Raw genomic sequence first — 18,580 nt, 5'->3', positions numbered from 1 at the left:
TACCTGAGCCTGTCTTGCAAGGCACGTTTTAGCCTCAAGGCGGTTCGTCTCGTTATATGTGGATGAAGGCTACACAGGATTGGCCTAAAGTCGTATACAGCAGCTATTGACTATTGGGGCCATTGCTTGTGGGGCGTAATCTTCTTGCGTATCCTCCATCCACTTTTGACCCAACACGCCATAGCGGATACTTATAATGTCTGACTTGAAAACAGCCGCTCTCGAATACCATGCTCAACCCCGTCCAGGTAAGTTGAGCGTTGAACTGACCAAGCCTACCGCTACCGCTCGTGATCTGTCTCTGGCTTACAGCCCGGGTGTAGCAGAGCCTGTCCGCGAAATCGCTCGTGATGCCGAGCTCGCCTACCAGTACACCGGTAAAGGTAACCTGGTTGCTGTGATCTCTGACGGTACAGCCATCCTTGGTCTGGGTAATCTGGGACCATTGGCGTCAAAGCCGGTTATGGAAGGCAAGGGTGTCCTGTTCAAGCGCTTTGCCGGTATCGACGTGTTCGATATCGAAGTCGATGCCGAAAGTCCACAGGCGTTCATTGATACCGTAAAGCGTATTTCCATTACCTTCGGTGGTATCAACCTGGAAGACATCAAAGCGCCTGAGTGCTTCGAGATCGAAAAGGCTCTGATCGACCAGTGCAATATTCCGGTTTTTCATGATGATCAGCACGGTACGGCTATCGTGACTGCGGCCGGCATGCTGAACGCGTTGGAGATTGCTGGCAAGAATCTAGAAGATGCCAAGATCGTTTGTCTGGGGGCAGGTGCGGCAGCCATTTCCTGCATGAAGCTGCTAATTAGCATGGGCGCCAAGGTCGAAAATATTTTCATGCTGGATCGTCAGGGTGTGATCCATTCTGGTCGTACCGATCTCAACCAGTACAAGGCTATCTTTGCGACCGAGACTGACAAGCGTACCTTGTCTGACGCGCTGGATGGCGCTGATGTCTTCGTTGGTCTGTCTGGTGCGAACCTGCTGAGCGCTGAGGATTTGCAGCGCATGGCGCCGAATCCCATCGTATTCGCCTGCTCTAACCCGGATCCGGAGATCAAGCCGGAATTGGCTCATGAAACCCGTTCAGATGTCATTATGGCCACTGGCCGTTCCGACTATCCGAACCAGGTGAACAACGTGTTGGGTTTCCCCTTCATTTTCCGAGGCGCACTGGATGTGCGGGCTACGGTTATCAATGAAGAAATGAAGATTGCAGCGGCTCATGCGCTACGGGATCTTGCCAAGCTTCCAGTGCCGAAGGAGGTATGTGAGGCCTATGGTGTTGATGAGTTGAGCTTTGGCCGTGGATATATCATTCCAAAGCCCATGGATCCTCGTCTGATCACAGTGGTCTCCGATGCAGTCGCCAAGGCGGCTATCGAGTCGGGCGTAGCGACCCGTGCATACCCGGCACACTATCCGCTCAAGTCGGTTAGTGACGTTTTTAGTCACTAACCAGGACAATAAAAAACCCCGCTTAGGCGGGGTTTTTTATTGTCCTTTAGAATAGGTCCATTGGGGCAGACTCATCGGACGGAAGTGGCGTGCCAGGCGAGCTGCCTGGGCCTAGCTCATCCATGGGCGGCGGTGTGTCTTCATTCTTGAACAGCTCAAAGTACGCGTCAGGGGTACCAGGCGGAGCCGCTCGGCCACTGACAGGATCAATGCGCAGTGTGGCAATTCCCGGTGGTTCCGCTGGCAGGTGGTCGGGTTTACCTTCCAAAGCACTGCCCATGTACTGCATCCAGATAGGAAGTGCCACATTACCGCCAAACTCATGACGACCCAGCGTGTCAGGCTGATCAAAGCCTACCCATACCGTAGTAACGTAATCAGCGTTATAGCCGGAGAACCATGTGTCTTTTGAGTCGTTTGTCGTTCCGGTTTTACCTGCTAAGTCCCCGCGCTTCAGCTCAAGCGCTCGACGACCCGTGCCGCGCTTGATCACATCCTGCAGCATGCTGGTCATGATATAGGCGTTACGCGGATCAATGATTTGCGGTGCAATGGCAGGTGTCTGACTCATCGTGCCGTCGGCGTTGGTTACGCTGGCAGGTGTTACCTGAACATTCTCCGGGGCAGCTGCCGCAGTATTCGCTTTCTGCGGAACACGTGGCGGATTAGCCTGATAAAGCAGTTGTCCGTCGCGACTCTCAACCTTCGAGATAATGTAAGAGTTGACCTTGTAGCCGCCGTTTGCAAAAGCTGTCCAACCATTGGCAATTTCCATTGGCGTAAGGCCGGGTGTACCCAGCGCCAGTGAAAGGTTGCGTGGCAGAAGATCCTTTTCAAAGCCGAAGCGGGTTACATAGTTAATCGCATAATCGATACCAATGGCCTGCAGAAGGCGAATGGAGACCAGGTTGCGCGAGCGATACAGTGCCTCACGCAGGCGTATAGGGCCCAAGAAGGTGTTCGTATCGTTCTTGGGACGCCACGCCTCGTCCATGCTGCTGTCCATAAACACGATAGGTGCATCATTAACGAGGGAGGCGGCGGTATAGCCTTTATCCAGTGCAGCACTGTAAATGAACGGTTTGAAGCTCGAGCCCGGCTGGCGGCGGGCCTGAATGGCACGATTGTAATTACTCTGCTCGAACGAGAATCCACCCACCAAGGCCTGAATGGCACCGTCTTGTGGATCAAGCGATACCAGCGCGCTTTGGGCCTTGGGGACCTGAACAAACCGTAAGCTGCCATCTTCTTGACGCAAAATACGGATCAGATCACCTACTTTAACGACATCGCTGGGCGTATTCGGCTTGGGTCCCATGCTATTGGCGCTGATATAAGGGCGAGCCCATTTCATGTTTTCCCAAGCGATAGCTTCTTCCTTGTCGTTTGCTGTCAGGACCAATATGCCGCTTTTTTCGGTCTGGGTGACGATGGCTGGCTCCAATCCTCCAACAGTACGATGGGATTGCAGCAGGTTTAACCATTCACTGCGCGACTTGTTCGGATAATGCGCTTCAGCTCCACGATAGCCGTGGCGCTGGTCATAGTCGATCAAGCCGTTGCGCACGGCGGCATTGGCAACGTTCTGCAGGTGGCTATCGATAGTCGTCGTAACCTTATGACCCTCTGTATAGGCATCGCTACCATACCGTCCGACCATTTCCGCTCGAGCCATCTCAGCGACATAGGGCGCTGCGAGCTCCGGTACGGCGACGTGATGGTAGGCGTCGATAGCTTCAGCCACGGCCGTTTCGTAGGCGCGCTGATCGATATAACCCAGCTTTAGCATCCGCTCGAGAATCCAGTTTCGTCTCTCCTTGCTGCGCTCGGGGTTTACGATCGGGTTATAGCGTGACGGTGCTTTTGGCAGGCCGGCAATCATCGCTTTTTGGGCTAGCGTCAGCTCATTGATTGATTTGCCGTAGTACACCTGTGCAGCGGCCTCGATTCCATAGGCGCGGTTGCCCAGATAAATCTTGTTGACATAGAGCTGCAGAATTTCATCCTTTGTAAGCTGGCGCTCAATTTGCAAGGCCAACAGTATCTCGGTGAATTTACGTGAAAAACTGCGTTCGCTGGTCAGGAAATAGTTCTTGGCCACCTGCATGGTGATGGTGCTGCCGCCGGTCTGAATGTGACCTGTTTTGACCAATTGCGCTACGGCACGCATCAGACTTTTAACGTCTACACCGTAGTGGTTGGCAAAATTGTCGTCCTCAGCCGAAAGCAGCGCATGGATGAAATCTGGAGGGATTTCGGAGAAACGTAAAGGCGAGCGCCGCATTTCTCCAAATTCGGCAATCAGCTTTCCATCTGCGCTGTAAATGCGAAGGGGGATCTGCAACTGCACGTTCCGCAGGGCATCTACCGAGGGTAGGCTCGGGCTAAGGTAGAGGAAGGCGCCGCTAAGCCCAAGAAAGACGCTGCAGACGATGCCAAGGCAAGACCACCAGATAAATTTTAACAAACGCATTGGATATGGCTTTTTCAGCTATAAAGAAGTGAATCTGGCAACAATTTTGCGAGCCAAGAAGTAGGCGCATTATAGGCAGTTTTTGGGACAGATCGCTATTTGCGCGTATGTCAAGTCTGCCAGCTAATGCCGATGAATACGAATCGCCCAATGCGTGGCGAATACAGATAGGGAAACTGTTGTGCTAGGGCTATTCAAAAAGAAGACGAATACGCTACTGGGAATCGATATCAGCTCAACGTCTGTCAAGTTGCTTGAGCTGAGTCGTGCTGGTGGACGGTATAGGGTCGAAGCCTATGCCGTTGAGCCGTTGCCGCCGAACGCCGTGGTGGAAAAGAACATTGCCGAGCTTGAAGGCGTAGGGCAAGCGCTGGGCCGGGTTCTGGCCAAGGCTCGAACGAATGCTCGAAATGCAGCAGTGGCGGTAGCGGGTTCGGCTGTTATTGCAAAGACCATCGAAATGGATGCGGGTCTTTCGGATGACGAGCTTGAAAACCAGATCAAGCTTGAGGCGGATCAGTATATTCCTTATCCCCTTGAGGAAGTGGCGATTGACTTCGAGGTTCAAGGCCAGTCGGCGCGTAATCCAGGCCGTGTTGAAGTGCTCCTTGCGGCATGTCGCAAGGAGAACGTTGAAGTTCGTGAGGCCGCGTTAGCGTTGGCCGGGCTTTCCGCCAAGGTTATTGATGTAGAAGCTTATGCTCTTGAGCGTGCTTATACGCTAATGGCCGGGCAGCTAGGCGGTAATGTCGATGAATTGACGGTTGCGATTGTTGATATTGGCGCCACGATGACTACCCTTAGCGTTCTGCATAATGGCCGTACCATTTATACGCGCGAGCAGCTCTTTGGCGGACGGCAGCTGACCGAAGAAATCCAGCGTCGTTACGGACTCTCCGTCGAGGAAGCCGGTCTTGCCAAAAAGCAGGGTGGACTGCCTGATGATTATCAGGTCGAAGTATTGACCCCCTTCCGGGATGCGGTTGTCCAGCAGGTTGCCCGCTCACTGCAATTCTTCTTTGCAGCCGGACAATACAATGATGTGGACTATATCTTGCTTGCGGGAGGAACTGCGTCAATTTCCGGCCTGGATCGGCTGATCCAACAGAAAATTGGCACTCCGACCCTAGTTGCTAATCCGTTTGCTGATATGACGCTAAATAGCAAAGTCAATGCAAGTGCTCTGGCCAGCGACGCTCCGGCGCTCATGATTGCCTGCGGTCTGGCTATGAGGAGCTTCGACTGATGGCCCATATTAACCTGTTACCTTGGCGTGAACAGCTAAGGGAAGAGCGCAAGAAGCGCTTTCTGGTGGTTATTGGCGGGATGTTTGTCTTGTCGGCCGCAATCATCTTTCTAGGTGATAAGTACTTTACCTCTGCAATTGAGAACCAGGACGCCCGTAATGCCTATATACAAGGCGAAATTGCCGTTCTGGACTCTCGCATCAAGGAAATCAGTGAGCTGAAAACACGCAGACAGCAGCTCCTTGAGCGAATGAAGATTATTCAGGACTTGCAGGGCAACAGGCCTGTCATTGGCCATGTGTTTGATCAGTTGGTACGTACGTTGCCGGATGGCGTGTATTTTACTGGTCTTAAAATGCAGGGCGATACCATTTCCATTGTTGGTGAAGCGGAGTCCAACAACCGTGTTTCCAACCTTATGCGTAACTTCGAAAATTCCGAATGGCTGGCTTCGCCTAATCTGACAGAGGTCAAGGCGCTGACGTCAGGTGCAGTTGACCAGAACAATGCCTTCCAAATGACGGTAAAACAGACAAAGCCGGCTGTGCCAACGCCTGCGGTGCCCGCACAAGGAGGTAAGTCATGAGTTTGGCCGATACTCTGGCAAGCCTTCGCAAGATCGATCTGAATGATCTTGATATGGATAACCTGGGTGCATGGCCCCCAGCAGCCAAGGTGATTACCTGCATTCTGATTGTCGCTGTGGTGCTGGCGCTAGGCTATAACTTCTATCTGAAGGACATGCAGACAGAGCTGGAAAGCAAGCAGGCTCAGGAAGAAACCCTCAAGCAGCAGTTTGGGAGCAAGGCATTTCAAGCCGCTAACCTGGATGCCTACAAGGTTCAGATGACTGAAATGGAGGAGTCATTTGGTGCCATGCTGCGTCAGTTGCCCAGCGATACAGAGGTGCCTGCACTGCTCGAGGATATTACGCGTACCGGGTTGAAAAGCGGTCTTGAGTTCGAGCAGATTCGTTTGCTTCCTGAAAACGTACAGCAGTTCTACGTTGAGTTGCCCATCCAGATTACGGTGGTGGGGAGCTATCACGATCTGGCGACGTTTGTCAGCAGTGCCTCAAGTCTGCCGCGTATCGTGACGTTGCATGATTTCGATATCAGCCGTGTATCGCCTGACAGCGGAGCGCAGCTGCGAATGAACATTCTGGCCAAGACGTATCGCTATAACGACAAGGGATTGCACCAATGAGAGCCCGAATTCTGTTGTGTGGGCTTTTGCTTGCTGCGCTGTCAGGGTGCGGTGGTGGGGATGATGTGTCCGATCTTCAAAGTTATATGGATGAAGTTCGGGCAAGGCCGAAGGGGAGTATAGAGCCATTGCCCCAGTTTCAGCCTTATGAGCCATTTGCTTATGGCGCGGCTGATATGCGCAGCCCATTCCAGCCACCTATAAAAATTGATTTAACGGCGAAGCAAAGAGGATCAAAGAACATCAAGCCTGATGAAACCAGGCCGAAACAATTTCTGGAAGGATTCAATATTGAAACCTTCCAGATGGTGGGCACGCTTTCCAATGCATCAGGTCGTTTTGCCTTGATCAAGGGAGCTGGAGGAGTTCACCGCGTCAAGGTGGGGGATTATCTGGGTAGAAACGATGGGCGTATCGTTTCCATTACCGAAAGTCAGATTGATGTGATTGAGATCGTTCCTGATGGAGAGGGCGGCTGGCTCGAAAGACCCCGTACTCTTTCGCTAATAGAGAGTTCTTAAGGACGGGGCATGATGTTGCACAAAACTATTCTACAAAGGGTCTCAGGGAAGAGTGCCCTCACGCTGGCCATACTCTTGAGCGGAATCTGTCCCTCTTTGCTGCTGGCGGCAGATCTCAAGGCCATGAACGTGGCCTCTTTGCCGGGCGACAGAGTCGAACTCAAACTATCGTTCGATCAGCCAGTGACAGCCCCCAAGGGCTATACCATTGAGCAACCTGCGCGCATCGCTTTGGATCTGCCTGGCGTTAATAACAAGCTAGGCGCTCGCAACAAGGAGTTGGGATCGGGGAATGCCAGAAGCGTTACCATAGTCGAGGCGGGTGACCGCACGCGCCTTATCGTGAACCTGACTGCATTGGCGCCTTACTCGACCCGCGTTCAGGGTAACGACCTGTTCGTTGTCATTGGCGGCGACCAGGCTGCTCGTACGACTAGTGCTTCTGTCCCGGCACCATCCTTGCCGCGCTCCGGTGCTGCGCAAGCCCCAGCGCCTGCAACCAACCCTGCCGGCCGTGTCTTTTCCAGCGTGCCGAGAGTGGCTGGGAAAGCCATCAGGAATATCGACTTCAAGCGAGGTGATGATGGAGAAGGTAACGTTATCATTGACCTTTCAGAAACAGGTATCAGCCCTGACATACAGGAGCAGGGTGGAAAGATTCGCCTTAACTTCGGCAAGACGCAGCTCCCTGATGCTCTACGTGTTCGGCTTGACGTCAAAGACTTTGCTACGCCAGTACAGTTTGTAAACGCCTCAAGTCAGGCTGGTGACACGGTCATTACAATTGAGCCTACAGCCGTATATGACTATCTGGCCTACCAGACAGATAACAAGCTGACCATTAGCGTCAAGCCACTGACTGCCAAGGAAAAGGAACAGCGTGCCGCTGAGCGTTTCACCTATACCGGTGAAAAGCTATCCCTGAACTTCCAGGATATTGATGTTCGCTCGGTCCTTCAGTTGATTGCTGACTTCACCGGTTTGAACTTGGTGGCCAGCGACACCGTACAGGGCAATATCACGCTGCGCCTGCAGAACGTGCCGTGGGATCAGGCACTTGATCTTGTTCTGAAAACCAAGGGACTCGATAAGCGGCAAATAGGCAACGTATTGTTGATTGCGCCAGCGGATGAAATTGCGGCGCGTGAACGTCAGGAGCTGGAATCACAGAAGCAGATCCAAGAACTGGCGCCGCTACGCAGAGAGCTGATCCAGGTTAATTACGCCAAGGCTGCCGATATGGCCAAGCTGTTCCAGTCGGTTACTAAGGCTGATGCCGGACAAAGCGAGCGTGGCTCCATTACCGTTGACGATCGGACAAACAGCATCATTGCCTATCAAACCCAGGATCGCCTGGATGAGCTGAGACGGATTGTCTCCCAGCTCGACATCCCGGTTCGCCAGGTAATGATCGAGGCACGAATTGTTGAGGCAAATGTCAACTACAACAAGCAGTTAGGCGTTAATTGGTCTGGCTCTCGCTCAGGTAATGGCAACTTTACCATTAGTGGGGGAGCTAGCTCTTCTACCACTGGCACAACCTCACCTTTTGTAGATTTGGGTGTGGGGAATGCGACGTCCGGTATTGGAATTGGATTCCTGACTGGTAGCACAACATTGGATCTTCAGCTGTCTGCCATGGAAGCTAGTGGCAACGGTGAGATAGTTTCTCAACCCAAGGTGGTCACTTCAGATAAGGAAACCGCAAAAATCTTGCGTGGTACTGAAATTCCGTATCAGGAGGCCAGTTCGAGCGGTGCGACCAGTACATCCTTCAAGGAGGCAGCGCTTTCCTTGGAGGTAACGCCTCAGATCACGCCTGATAATCGAATCATCATGGAGGTTAAGGTAAACAAGGATGCTCCTGATTATCAAAATCGCCTAGGTAATGGCGCTCCACCTATTTCCAAGAACGAAGTAAATGCCAAAGTCTTGGTAGCTGATGGTGAGACTATTGTAATTGGGGGTGTTTTCTCGAACACACAAAGCAAGTCAACAAGTAAAGTGCCTCTGTTAGGTGATGTACCTTACGTTGGACGCCTGTTCCGACGTGACTCGGTGACTGATGAAAAAGTAGAGCTGCTTGTCTTCCTCACTCCGCGTATCATGAACAACCAAGCTATTGCCGTTGGTCGTTGATCGAAGTGCTGAATGTGTTTCTCGTGGGCCCGATGGGTGCTGGTAAAAGCACCATCGGGCGCTTGCTCGCCAAAGAGCTTCATCTCCCGTTCAAAGACGCTGACAGAGAAATCGAACAGCGGACCGGGGCTAATATTCCCTGGATTTTTGACGTCGAGGGAGAGCAGGGTTTCCGTGAGCGGGAGCGCCTGGTTCTGGAGGACCTTTGTAAATCATCAGGGCTGGTGCTTGCTACCGGAGGCGGCTCGGTACTGCATGAAGATAACAGGCGCATCCTGAAAGCAAGCGGGCATGTAATCTATTTACATGCCTCCGTCGAGCAGCAGATCGAAAGAACGGCCCGTGATCGGAACCGCCCCCTTTTGCAGACGCCTGATCCTGCGCAGGTCTTGCGTAATCTGATGGCCATTCGCGATCCGCTCTATCGTGAGATAGCGACTACCATCATAGAAACGGACGAGCGGCCCCCTCGACTGGTCGTTCAGCAAATACTTGAGCGTTTAAAAGCACTCATCCCTCGTTAAAGGCTCTGGCGTTCTGCGTTATCCTAGCGGCCTTTCATTGGGGGGATTTATGCGAACACTAAACGTCAATTTGGGCGAGCGTAGTTATCCCATCTTCATAGGTCAGGACGTGCTGTCCCAGCAGCAGTACATTCTGCCCTACATAAAAGGCCGAAAGGTCGCCGTCGTTACCAACGAGACGGTAGCGCCTCTTTATTTGGAAAAGCTCAAAGCCACACTGCAGGGTAAAGAAGTAACCGCTGTCGTGCTGCCTGATGGAGAGCGCTATAAGACATGGGAAGTTCTACAAAAAATCTTTGATGCCTTGCTTGAGGACAAACATGACCGTGCCACCACTATCATTGCCCTGGGCGGGGGTGTGATCGGTGACATGGCAGGGTTTGCAGCCGCATGTTATCAACGGGGCGTTGATTTCATTCAGGTTCCAACCACTCTGTTGTCACAGGTGGATTCCTCCGTGGGGGGTAAAACCGGAATCAATCATCCGCTTGGCAAGAATATGGTAGGCGCGTTCTATCAACCTAAGGCTGTAGTGATCGATACCTCCAGCCTTGTTACGCTACCTGAACGTGAGCTGTCAGCTGGGCTTGCTGAAGTCATCAAGTATGGATTGATCTGCGATGAGCCTTTCCTGGTATGGCTGGAAGAAAGCATCGATCAATTACGCTTGCTGGATCAATCCAGGCTGAGCGAGGCTATAGAGCGCTCCTGTGCAGCGAAGGCTGATGTAGTTGGCGCGGATGAGCGGGAGTCCGGCATTCGAGCCACGCTGAACTTGGGGCATACGTTTGGGCATGCAATCGAGGCGCACCAGGGGTATGGCTCATGGCTGCATGGTGAGGCGGTTGCTGCCGGTACGGCGATGGCGCTGGAAATGTCTTGTCGTCTGGGTTGGCTGAGCCGTGATGATCAGATTCGAGCCCTACGGTTATTCAAGCGTGCGGGGCTTCCTGTCGTTCCTCCTGCTAGCATGTCGCCTGACGATTTCATGAAATACATGGCGGTTGATAAAAAGGTTCTGGATGGCCAGTTGCGCCTTGTGCTGCTCAAGCGGTTGGGCGAGGCCGTGGTAACCAGTGATTTCCCTTATGACACCCTCAAGCAGACGCTAAGTGCCGATTATCAGGCTTTGGCGGAACAGCTCGGAGATTGAAAGAAGTCTTATGTCCAGTCTGCATGCCGACGAGGCCTTCCTCGGCCATTACGAATTTACTCACGATCCTTTTGCGCCACGCGTGCCAGGATTCAAGTTTTATCCTGCCCAGCGCAAAACGGTTCTCGGGCAGCTACATCATCTTGCTCGCTATAGCCATCTTCTGCTTGCGGTAACAGGGCCTACCGGAAGCGGGAAAACCTTGCTGAGACAGGCGCTTGTTGCCAGTACCAAAAAGGATGCGGTCCATAATGTTGTCGTGTCGGCACGTGAGGTGCAGGACAAGAACACACTATTGCGCAAGTTAAGTCAGGGATTGGGCACGCCTCAAGCGAGCATCGAAGCGGTGCTATCTCAGGTTGGTCAAGTGACATTGACTGGCCAGGAAGTCTATTTTCTGGTCGACGATGCCCATGAGCTGGATGATGACGCACTGGAAGCCCTGTTGGCATTGGCAGAAGGTGATGAGAAGAATCGCCCTCATGTATTCCTGTTTGGGGATGCCGAGCTGACAGGCAAGCTGGAAAGCCTTGCGCAAGGCGAGGAGCGCTACCACGCCATCGAGCTTTTGCCTTATACCGAAGAGGAAACTCAAGGGTATCTGGCGCAGCGCCTGGAAGGTGCTGGCCAAAGTATTGATATTTTTACGCCAGAGCAGATCGAGACCATTCATCAGACCTCCGGTGGATGGCCGGGGGAGATCAACGAAGCTGCGCGAGACGTGTTGATCAGCGGTATGCTGAGTCAGCGTGGCGGTGGTGGTAGCAAATTCAAGGGTGGTCAACAGCTATTGGCTAACCTGCCTCGCAAGCACCTGATCATTGTGGCAGTCATCGCTGTCGGTGTCTTGGCGGCGTTGCTCATGAAGGGTAATGATTCATCGCCCAAGATGGCCTCGACTGACGGGACCGAACAATCCCAAGGGGATGGCAAGTCGGGAACGGCAATTAAGTTCGATGGTTCTTCCCAGCCTTTGCCGTTGCCTTTGGTCGGTGAGGCTCAGCCCGTCATCCGTGAGCCGCTGGCTCAGGCAGCAGGGCAGGAGGAGTCTGAAGGCAATGGCGTGAGCGGCTCTATTCAGTCTGGCGAAGACGATTTTTCCTCAACGCCAGCTGAGATGCCTTCTGCCCAGGCGCCTGTCAGTGTAACGGCTCCAACGCGTCCCCTGGCGCCGGCCGCAACGCCTGCTCCAGCCGAGCCTGTACATACAACACCCAGACAGGTTGCTTCTGCGCCGGTCAAGCCTGAAGTCAAGGTTGAGCCCAAGCCTGCGCCGGCAAAGTCTGCAGCTCAGGAAACACCCAAGACAGCTCAGGGCAATGGCGGTGGCTGGTACAGCACTCAGGGTGGAACGCACTATGCGCTTCAGGTGTTAGGAACCAGCTCTGAAAGCAGTGCGCAAGCCTTTATTCAGCAGCAAAGCGATAGCGCCAATTATCGTTATTTCAAAAAGCAGTACCAAGGTAAGGCGCTTTATGTTGTGACCTATGGTAGTTTCGCTAACCGTGCGGCAGCTGAGGCAGCTGTGAAACAATTGCCTGCCAAGGTTCAGTCGGCCAAGCCATGGCCTCGCACGTTTGCCAGCATCCAGCAGGATATCGCTTCAACGCGATAATTCTTTAGACAGCGCCCATGTTGCATATATCATTTTGCGACATGGGCGTATTTCATTTTTAGGACTCTAAGATTCAGGATCGCGACAAAAACTTTGTCTTGTTCTGATATCCGGTATACAATGTCATCCCTTTGCCTGCCGTAAAAGTAGCGTGCCCAAGCGCCTGGCAGTGACAAGTGGATTGACTAGAAATAGATTGCCGGTGAGAGTTCCCATGAAAGCAGGCCTGTACAATCCTGAAACGTTCAAGGATAACTGCGGCTTCGGCCTGATTGCCCATATGCAGGGCCAGGCGAGTCACCATTTGCTGCAAACGGCCATCGAGGCCCTGACCTGTATGACGCATCGCGGCGGTATCAATGCAGACGGCAAAACCGGCGACGGTTGCGGTCTGTTGATACAAAAGCCCGACGCGTTCCTTCGCGCTGTCGCTTTAGAAACATTCGGCGTTGAGCTACCCGCCCAATACGCCGTTGGCATGGTTTTCCTCAATCAGGACGACCAAAAGGCCGATGTGGCCAGAAACCACATGAATTCCGAATTTGCTGCTGCTGGCCTTACCGTGGTCGGGTGGCGCAAGGTTCCCGTGGATACCTCTGTATTAGGACCTTTGGCGCTTGAACGCCTACCTAAGATCGAGCAGGTATTCATTAGCGGCGAAGGTCTCGATGATCAGCAGTTCGCCGTAAAGTTATTCACATCCCGCCGCCGTTCTTCGGTATTGAACAAGAACGATGCGGAGCATTATGTCTGCAGTTTGTCCAGTAAGGTCATCATCTATAAAGGCTTGATGATGCCAGCAGATCTGGCTGCGTTTTTCCCGGACCTCGGCGATGAACGTTTGCAGACTGCCATTTGCGTGTTCCATCAGCGCTTCTCGACCAACACGCTGCCCAAGTGGCCGTTGGCGCAGCCATTCCGCTATCTGGCGCACAATGGCGAGATCAATACCATCACGGGCAACCGTAACTGGGCCCGAGCGCGGCGTACCAAGTTTGTCAATGAGCTACTTCCTGACCTGGATAGCCTGGGTGATTTGGTCAATACCGTAGGGTCCGACTCCTCAAGCATGGATAACATGCTCGAATTGCTGGTGACCGGCGGAATGGACCTGTTCCGTGCCGTGCGCATGATCATTCCGCCAGCCTGGCAGAACGTCGAAACGATGGACTCAGGGCTTCGCGCATTCTATGAATTCAACTCCATGCACATGGAGCCATGGGATGGTCCGGCTGGAGTTGTCTTGACAGACGGGCGCTATGCCGTCTGCCTGCTTGATCGCAACGGCTTGCGTCCTGCCCGCTGGGTAACAACCAAGAATGGCTATATCACCCTGGCCTCGGAAGTGGGTGTCTGGGATTACGAACCCAGTGACGTGATTGCCAAGGGACGTGTCGGTCCGGGTCAGATCCTCGCGGTCGATACCGAAACCGGACAGGTGCTTGAGGCAGATGATATCGATAACCGTCTGAAATCACGCCATCCTTATAAGCAGTGGCTGCGCAAGAATGCCCTGCGTATTCAGGCTACATTGGACGATAAGGATCATGGATCGCCTTTCTACGATTCGGATCGTCTGCGTCAGTACATGAAAATGTTCCAGGTCACGTTCGAAGAACGCGATCAGGTGCTGCGTCCATTGGCCGAGCAGGGGCAGGAAGCCGTCGGTTCCATGGGTGACGATACACCGATGGCCGTGCTGTCCAAGCGTATCCGTTCGAACTATGACTACTTCCGTCAGCAGTTTGCGCAGGTGACCAACCCGCCTATCGACCCTCTGCGTGAAGCCATTGTCATGTCGCTCGAGACTTGTCTAGGTGCCGAGCGCAACGTGTTCGAGGAGACGGCCGAACATGCCAACCGCGCAATCCTGAGTTCGCCGGTTATATCGCCCGCCAAGTGGCGTACCCTGATGACGCTGGAGCGTCCCGGGTTTGATCGTTTCGTCATTGATCTCAACTATGATGAAAGCGTGGGGCTGGAAGCGGCGGTACGAAATATTGCCGATCAGGCCGAGGAAGCGGTTCGTGCAGGAAAAGTCCTGATTGTACTGTCGGACCGTGCAATCGAGCCGGGCAAGCTGCCTGTGCATGCGTCCCTGGCAGTAGGTGCTGTTCATCACCGCCTGGTGCACACTGGCTTGCGCACCGACTGCAACATCCTGGTTGAAACCGCAACTGCCCGCGATCCTCATCACTTTGCGGTACTGATTGGTTTTGGCGCGACAGCGGTTTATCCCTTCCTGGCCTATGAGGTATTGGGTGACCTGATCCGTACGGGCGAAGTCCTGGGTGATCTTTATGAGGTCTTCAAGTACTACCGCAAGGGAATCACCAAAGGGCTGCTGAAAATCCTGTCCAAGATGGGCATTTCCACTGTGGCTTCCTACCGTGGCGCCCAGTTGTTTGAGGCGGTTGGTTTGTCCAGTGAGGTGACGGATCTATGCTTCCCGGGCGTCACCAGCCGCATACAGGGCGCCCGCTTTGCCGACATTGAGGTCGAGCAGAAGCTGCTGGCGAACGAAGCCTGGAGCAACCGTAAGCCGATCCAGCAGGGCGGCTTGCTGAAGTATGTCTACGGTGGTGAATATCACGCGTATAACCCGGATGTTGTCAATCTGCTCCAGGCAGCTGTTCAGCAAGGCGACTATGCACGGTTCCGTGAGTATTCCGCCCTGGTTGACCAGCGTCCCGTAGCCATGATTCGTGACCTGCTCAAGGTTAAGGTCAGCGACACGCCGCTGGCGCTTGAAGAAGTCGAGCCGCTGGAAAGCATTTTCAAGCGTTTCGATGCCGCCGGTATCTCGCTCGGTGCCCTGTCTCCAGAGGCGCATGAGGCACTGGCCGAGGCAATGAACCGCTTGGGCGGCCGCTCTAACTCGGGTGAGGGCGGTGAAGACCCGGCGCGTTACGGCACGCTGAAAAGCTCCAAGATTAAGCAAGTAGCCACGGGACGTTTCGGTGTAACACCAGAATACCTGGTCAATGCCGAAGTCCTGCAAATCAAGGTGGCCCAGGGCGCCAAGCCGGGCGAAGGTGGCCAGTTGCCGGGCGGCAAGGTGAATGGCCTGATCGCTCAGTTGCGCTATGCCGTACCGGGCGTAACCCTGATTTCCCCTCCGCCCCATCACGATATCTACTCGATTGAGGACTTGGCCCAGCTGATCTTTGATCTCAAGCAGGTCAATCCAAAGGCGCTGGTGTCCGTTAAACTGGTATCGGAGCCTGGCGTTGGTACGGTAGCGGCCGGTGTCGCCAAGGCTTATGCCGATCTGATTACCATCTCCGGCTATGACGGTGGTACAGGTGCATCACCAGTGACGTCTATCAAGTATGCGGGCAGTCCTTGGGAGTTGGGACTGGCCGAGGCGCATCAGACATTGCGTGGCAATGACCTGCGTGGAAAGGTTCGCGTACAGACCGATGGCGGTCTCAAAACCGGCCTCGACGTGATCAAGGCGGCGATTCTAGGTGCAGAAAGCTTTGGCTTTGGTACCGCGCCGATGATTGCATTGGGTTGTAAGTACCTGCGTATCTGTCACCTGAACAACTGCGCTACCGGCGTGGCAACCCAAAACGATAAGCTGCGCAAGAACCATTTCATCGGTACCGTTGAGATGGTAACCAACTTCTTCACCTTTGTGGCAGAAGAAACACGCGAGTGGCTGGCGCGCCTGGGTGTAAGAAGCTTGGGTGAGTTGATCGGCCGTACCGATCTGTTAGAGATCCTGCCTGGCGAAACGGCCAAGCAGCACAACCTTGATCTGACGCCACTTCTGGGTAGCGACCATATTCCGGCAGACAAGCCCCAGCACTGCCTTGTTGAGAAGAACCCGCCATTTGACCAGGGTCTCCTGGCTGAGGAAATGGTCCGCCTGGCCCAGTCAGCTATCGAAGGTAAGACGGGCGGTGAGTTCAGTCTGAAGGTAAGCAACTGTGACCGCTCCATTGGCGCACGTGTATCCGGTGAGATTGCTCGTCAGCATGGCAACCAGGGTATGACGTCGGCGCCTATCACGTTCCGCTTTACAGGAACGGCAGGACAGAGCTTTGGCGTATGGAATGCCGGTGGCCTGAACCTCTATCTTGAGGGTGACGCCAACGATTATGTGGGCAAGGGTATGACAGGCGGCAAGCTGGTCATCACTCCGCCCAAGGGTAGCGCCTTCAAGAGTCAGGAGTCGGCCATCATTGGTAACACCTGCTTGTATGGTGCCACGGGTGGCAAACTGTTTGCGGCGGGTACCGCGGGCGAGCGATTTGGTGTTCGTAACTCTGGTGCCCATGCGGTCGTCGAGGGAACCGGTGATCACTGCTGCGAATATATGACCGGTGGCTTCATCTGCGTTCTGGGCAAGACGGGTTACAACTTCGGCTCCGGTATGACAGGCGGCTTCGCCTACGTGCTGGACATGGATAACAGCTTTGTTGACCGTGTTAACCATGAACTCGTGGAAATTCAGCGTATCAGCAACGAGGCCATGGAGGCTTATCGCAGTCACCTGAGCCGCGTGCTGACCGAGTACGCCGAGGAAACGGGCAGTGAGTGGGGACACCATCTGCTCGAAAACCTGGATGACTATTTCCGTAAGTTCTGGTTGGTGAAGCCCAAGGCTGCCAGCCTGGCCTCACTGTTATCCACTACTCGGGCAAATCCGCAGTAATGCTATAGGCAACCAGCGCCTGACACTTTGTCAGGCGCTGGTTGCGACCGTGAGTTTTCCTGCAGCAGCGAGACATGAACGCTGCCGTGATGAGGTTTAGGTAATGGCTGAACGTCTGAACAACGACTTCCAGTTCATAGAGGTCGTCCGCAAGGACCCGAAGAAGAAACTCCTGCGTCAGCGCAAGAAAGAATTCGTTGAGATTTACGATCCGTTTAAGCCGCAGCAGGCATCTGAGCAGGCGCACCGCTGCCTGGGGTGCGGCAACCCTTACTGCGAGTGGAAGTGCCCGGTTCACAACTACATACCAAACTGGCTGAAGCTGGTTTCGGAAGGCAATATCCTGGCTGCAGCCGAGCTGGTCCATCAGACCAATACGCTGCCCGAAGTTTGTGGTCGTGTGTGTCCGCAGGACCGCCTGTGTGAGGGCGCATGCACCCTGAACGATGGTTTCGGTGCCGTTACCATCGGTTCGGTAGAGAAATATATCGCTGATACCGCTTTTGCCATGGGTTGGCGGCCGGATATGTCCCAGGTAGTGCCAACCGGCAAGCGGGTTGCCATCATTGGTGCAGGTCCTGCGGGTCTTGGCTGCGCCGATATTCTCGTCCGCAACGGCGTTACGCCTGTTGTATTCGACAAGAATCCGGAAATTGGCGGTCTGGTAACGTTTGGCATTCCCGAATTCAAGCTTGAGAAAAGCGTGATGGCGCGCCGCCGCGAGGTCTTTACCGGTATGGGGATAGAGTTCCGCCTCAATACCGAGATAGGCAAGGACATCACAGTGGAGCAGCTGCTTGAGGAATACGATGCGCTCTTCATGGGGATGGGAACTTATACCTATATGAAAGGCGGTTTCCCTGGCGAAGATTTGTCAGGTGTGCACGATGCCCTGGATTTTCTGGTGGCTAATGTCAACCGTAACCTGGGCTTCGAGAAGTCTGCTGACGAGTTTGTCGATATGAAAGGCAAGCGCGTTGTGGTTCTGGGCGGCGGTGATACTGCGATGGATTGCAACCGCACCTCGATTCGCCAGGGTGCCAAGAGCGTAACCTGTGCTTACCGTCGCGATGCCGAGAACATGCCGGGCTCGCGTCGTGAGGTGAAGAATGCCAAGGAGGAGGGTGTTAAGTTCCTCTTCAATCGCCAGCCGATTGCGATCATTGGTGAAGACAAGGTAGAAGGCGTCAAGGTTGTCGAGACGCGTCTGGGCGAGCCGGATGCCCGGGGCCGTCGCAGTCCTGAACCGATTCCGGGATCCGAAGAGATCCTGCCGGCAGATGCGGTAGTCATCGCTTTCGGTTTCCGCCCAAGCCCCGCAGAGTGGTTCGAGCAACATACGATTGCAATGGATAATCAGGGCCGTGTAGTCGCTCCCTCTGTCGGTCAGTTCAAGCATCAAACCAGCAACCCCAAGATTTTTGCGGGCGGCGATATGGTGCGAGGTTCGGATCTGGTGGTGACTGCAGTATTCGAAGGTCGTACTGCAGCTGAAGGTATCCTGGATTACCTGGGCGTTTGAAGCACCAGCCATAAGCTGCTTTGCAGTTCAAGGGCAAAGCGGTTAAGGGCTC

Annotated in this window: 12 protein-coding genes; 11 read left to right on the top strand and 1 reads right to left on the bottom strand. The window is 54.0% G+C overall.

Going from position 1 to position 18,580, the window contains the following annotated elements:
* Positions 1 to 196: 196 nt before the first annotated feature.
* Positions 197 to 1,465, top strand: coding sequence for a malic enzyme-like NAD(P)-binding protein (locus tag JQR86_RS16020; RefSeq protein ID WP_074823157.1), 1,269 nt, complete (start codon positions 197 to 199; stop codon positions 1,463 to 1,465).
* 46 nt (positions 1,466 to 1,511) lie between these two features.
* On the opposite strand, the gene JQR86_RS16015 is transcribed toward JQR86_RS16020, so the two are convergent.
* Complete coding sequence (locus JQR86_RS16015; protein ID WP_434153886.1) at positions 1,512 to 3,938, bottom strand: penicillin-binding protein 1A; 2,427 nt, start codon at positions 3,936 to 3,938, stop codon at positions 1,512 to 1,514.
* 181 nt (positions 3,939 to 4,119) lie between these two features.
* Here JQR86_RS16015 and JQR86_RS16010 point away from each other — a divergent pair, with 181 nt between their 5' ends.
* The 10 genes from JQR86_RS16010 to JQR86_RS15965 all read left to right on the top strand — a co-directional run bounded on the left by JQR86_RS16010 (position 4,120) and on the right by JQR86_RS15965 (position 18,528).
* Complete coding sequence (locus JQR86_RS16010) at positions 4,120 to 5,184, top strand: pilus assembly protein PilM (protein ID WP_407362833.1); 1,065 nt, start codon at positions 4,120 to 4,122, stop codon at positions 5,182 to 5,184.
* Positions 5,184 to 5,771: a PilN domain-containing protein gene (locus JQR86_RS16005; protein ID WP_010797031.1), complete on the top strand. Its 588-nt coding sequence runs from the start codon at positions 5,184 to 5,186 to the stop codon at positions 5,769 to 5,771. Before JQR86_RS16010 ends, JQR86_RS16005 begins: the two co-directional genes overlap by 1 nt.
* Complete coding sequence (pilO, locus tag JQR86_RS16000) at positions 5,768 to 6,391, top strand: type 4a pilus biogenesis protein PilO (protein ID WP_010797032.1); 624 nt, start codon at positions 5,768 to 5,770, stop codon at positions 6,389 to 6,391. Before JQR86_RS16005 ends, pilO begins: the two co-directional genes overlap by 4 nt.
* A complete protein-coding gene (pilP, locus tag JQR86_RS15995) occupies positions 6,388 to 6,912 on the top strand; it encodes a type 4a pilus biogenesis lipoprotein PilP (protein WP_407362834.1) in 525 nt (174 codons plus the stop codon). Before pilO ends, pilP begins: the two co-directional genes overlap by 4 nt.
* A gap of 9 nt (positions 6,913 to 6,921) precedes the next feature.
* Entirely contained in the window at positions 6,922 to 9,051 is a 2,130-nt protein-coding gene (gene pilQ / locus JQR86_RS15990) for a type IV pilus secretin PilQ (protein WP_407362835.1), read from the top strand.
* A gap of 5 nt (positions 9,052 to 9,056) precedes the next feature.
* Positions 9,057 to 9,575 carry a shikimate kinase AroK gene (gene aroK, locus JQR86_RS15985; RefSeq protein ID WP_219650794.1) on the top strand — a complete coding sequence of 173 codons (519 nt, stop codon included), beginning with the start codon at positions 9,057 to 9,059 and terminating at the stop codon, positions 9,573 to 9,575.
* Positions 9,576 to 9,624: 49 nt separating this feature from the next.
* Entirely contained in the window at positions 9,625 to 10,728 is a 1,104-nt protein-coding gene (gene aroB, locus JQR86_RS15980) for a 3-dehydroquinate synthase (RefSeq protein ID WP_407362836.1), read from the top strand.
* Between the two features lie 10 nt (positions 10,729 to 10,738).
* Positions 10,739 to 12,343 carry an SPOR domain-containing protein gene (locus JQR86_RS15975; RefSeq protein ID WP_434153885.1) on the top strand — a complete coding sequence of 535 codons (1,605 nt, stop codon included), beginning with the start codon at positions 10,739 to 10,741 and terminating at the stop codon, positions 12,341 to 12,343.
* A 214-nt stretch (positions 12,344 to 12,557) separates the two neighbouring features.
* Complete coding sequence (gene gltB, locus JQR86_RS15970; RefSeq protein ID WP_434153884.1) at positions 12,558 to 17,006, top strand: glutamate synthase large subunit; 4,449 nt, start codon at positions 12,558 to 12,560, stop codon at positions 17,004 to 17,006.
* Between the two features lie 103 nt (positions 17,007 to 17,109).
* The gene (locus JQR86_RS15965) at positions 17,110 to 18,528 is read left to right on the top strand and encodes an FAD-dependent oxidoreductase (RefSeq protein WP_434153883.1); all 1,419 of its coding nucleotides are present in this window, start codon (positions 17,110 to 17,112) and stop codon (positions 18,526 to 18,528) included.
* The last annotated feature ends 52 nt before the right edge of the window (positions 18,529 to 18,580 follow it).

The organism is Pseudomonas sp. JZ134 (assembly GCF_051027695.1).
Lineage (GTDB): Bacteria > Pseudomonadota > Gammaproteobacteria > Pseudomonadales > Pseudomonadaceae > Chryseomonas > Chryseomonas luteola.
The sequence above is the reverse complement of the archived record's forward strand: the minus strand, read 5'-3'. Positions and strand labels throughout refer to the sequence as shown.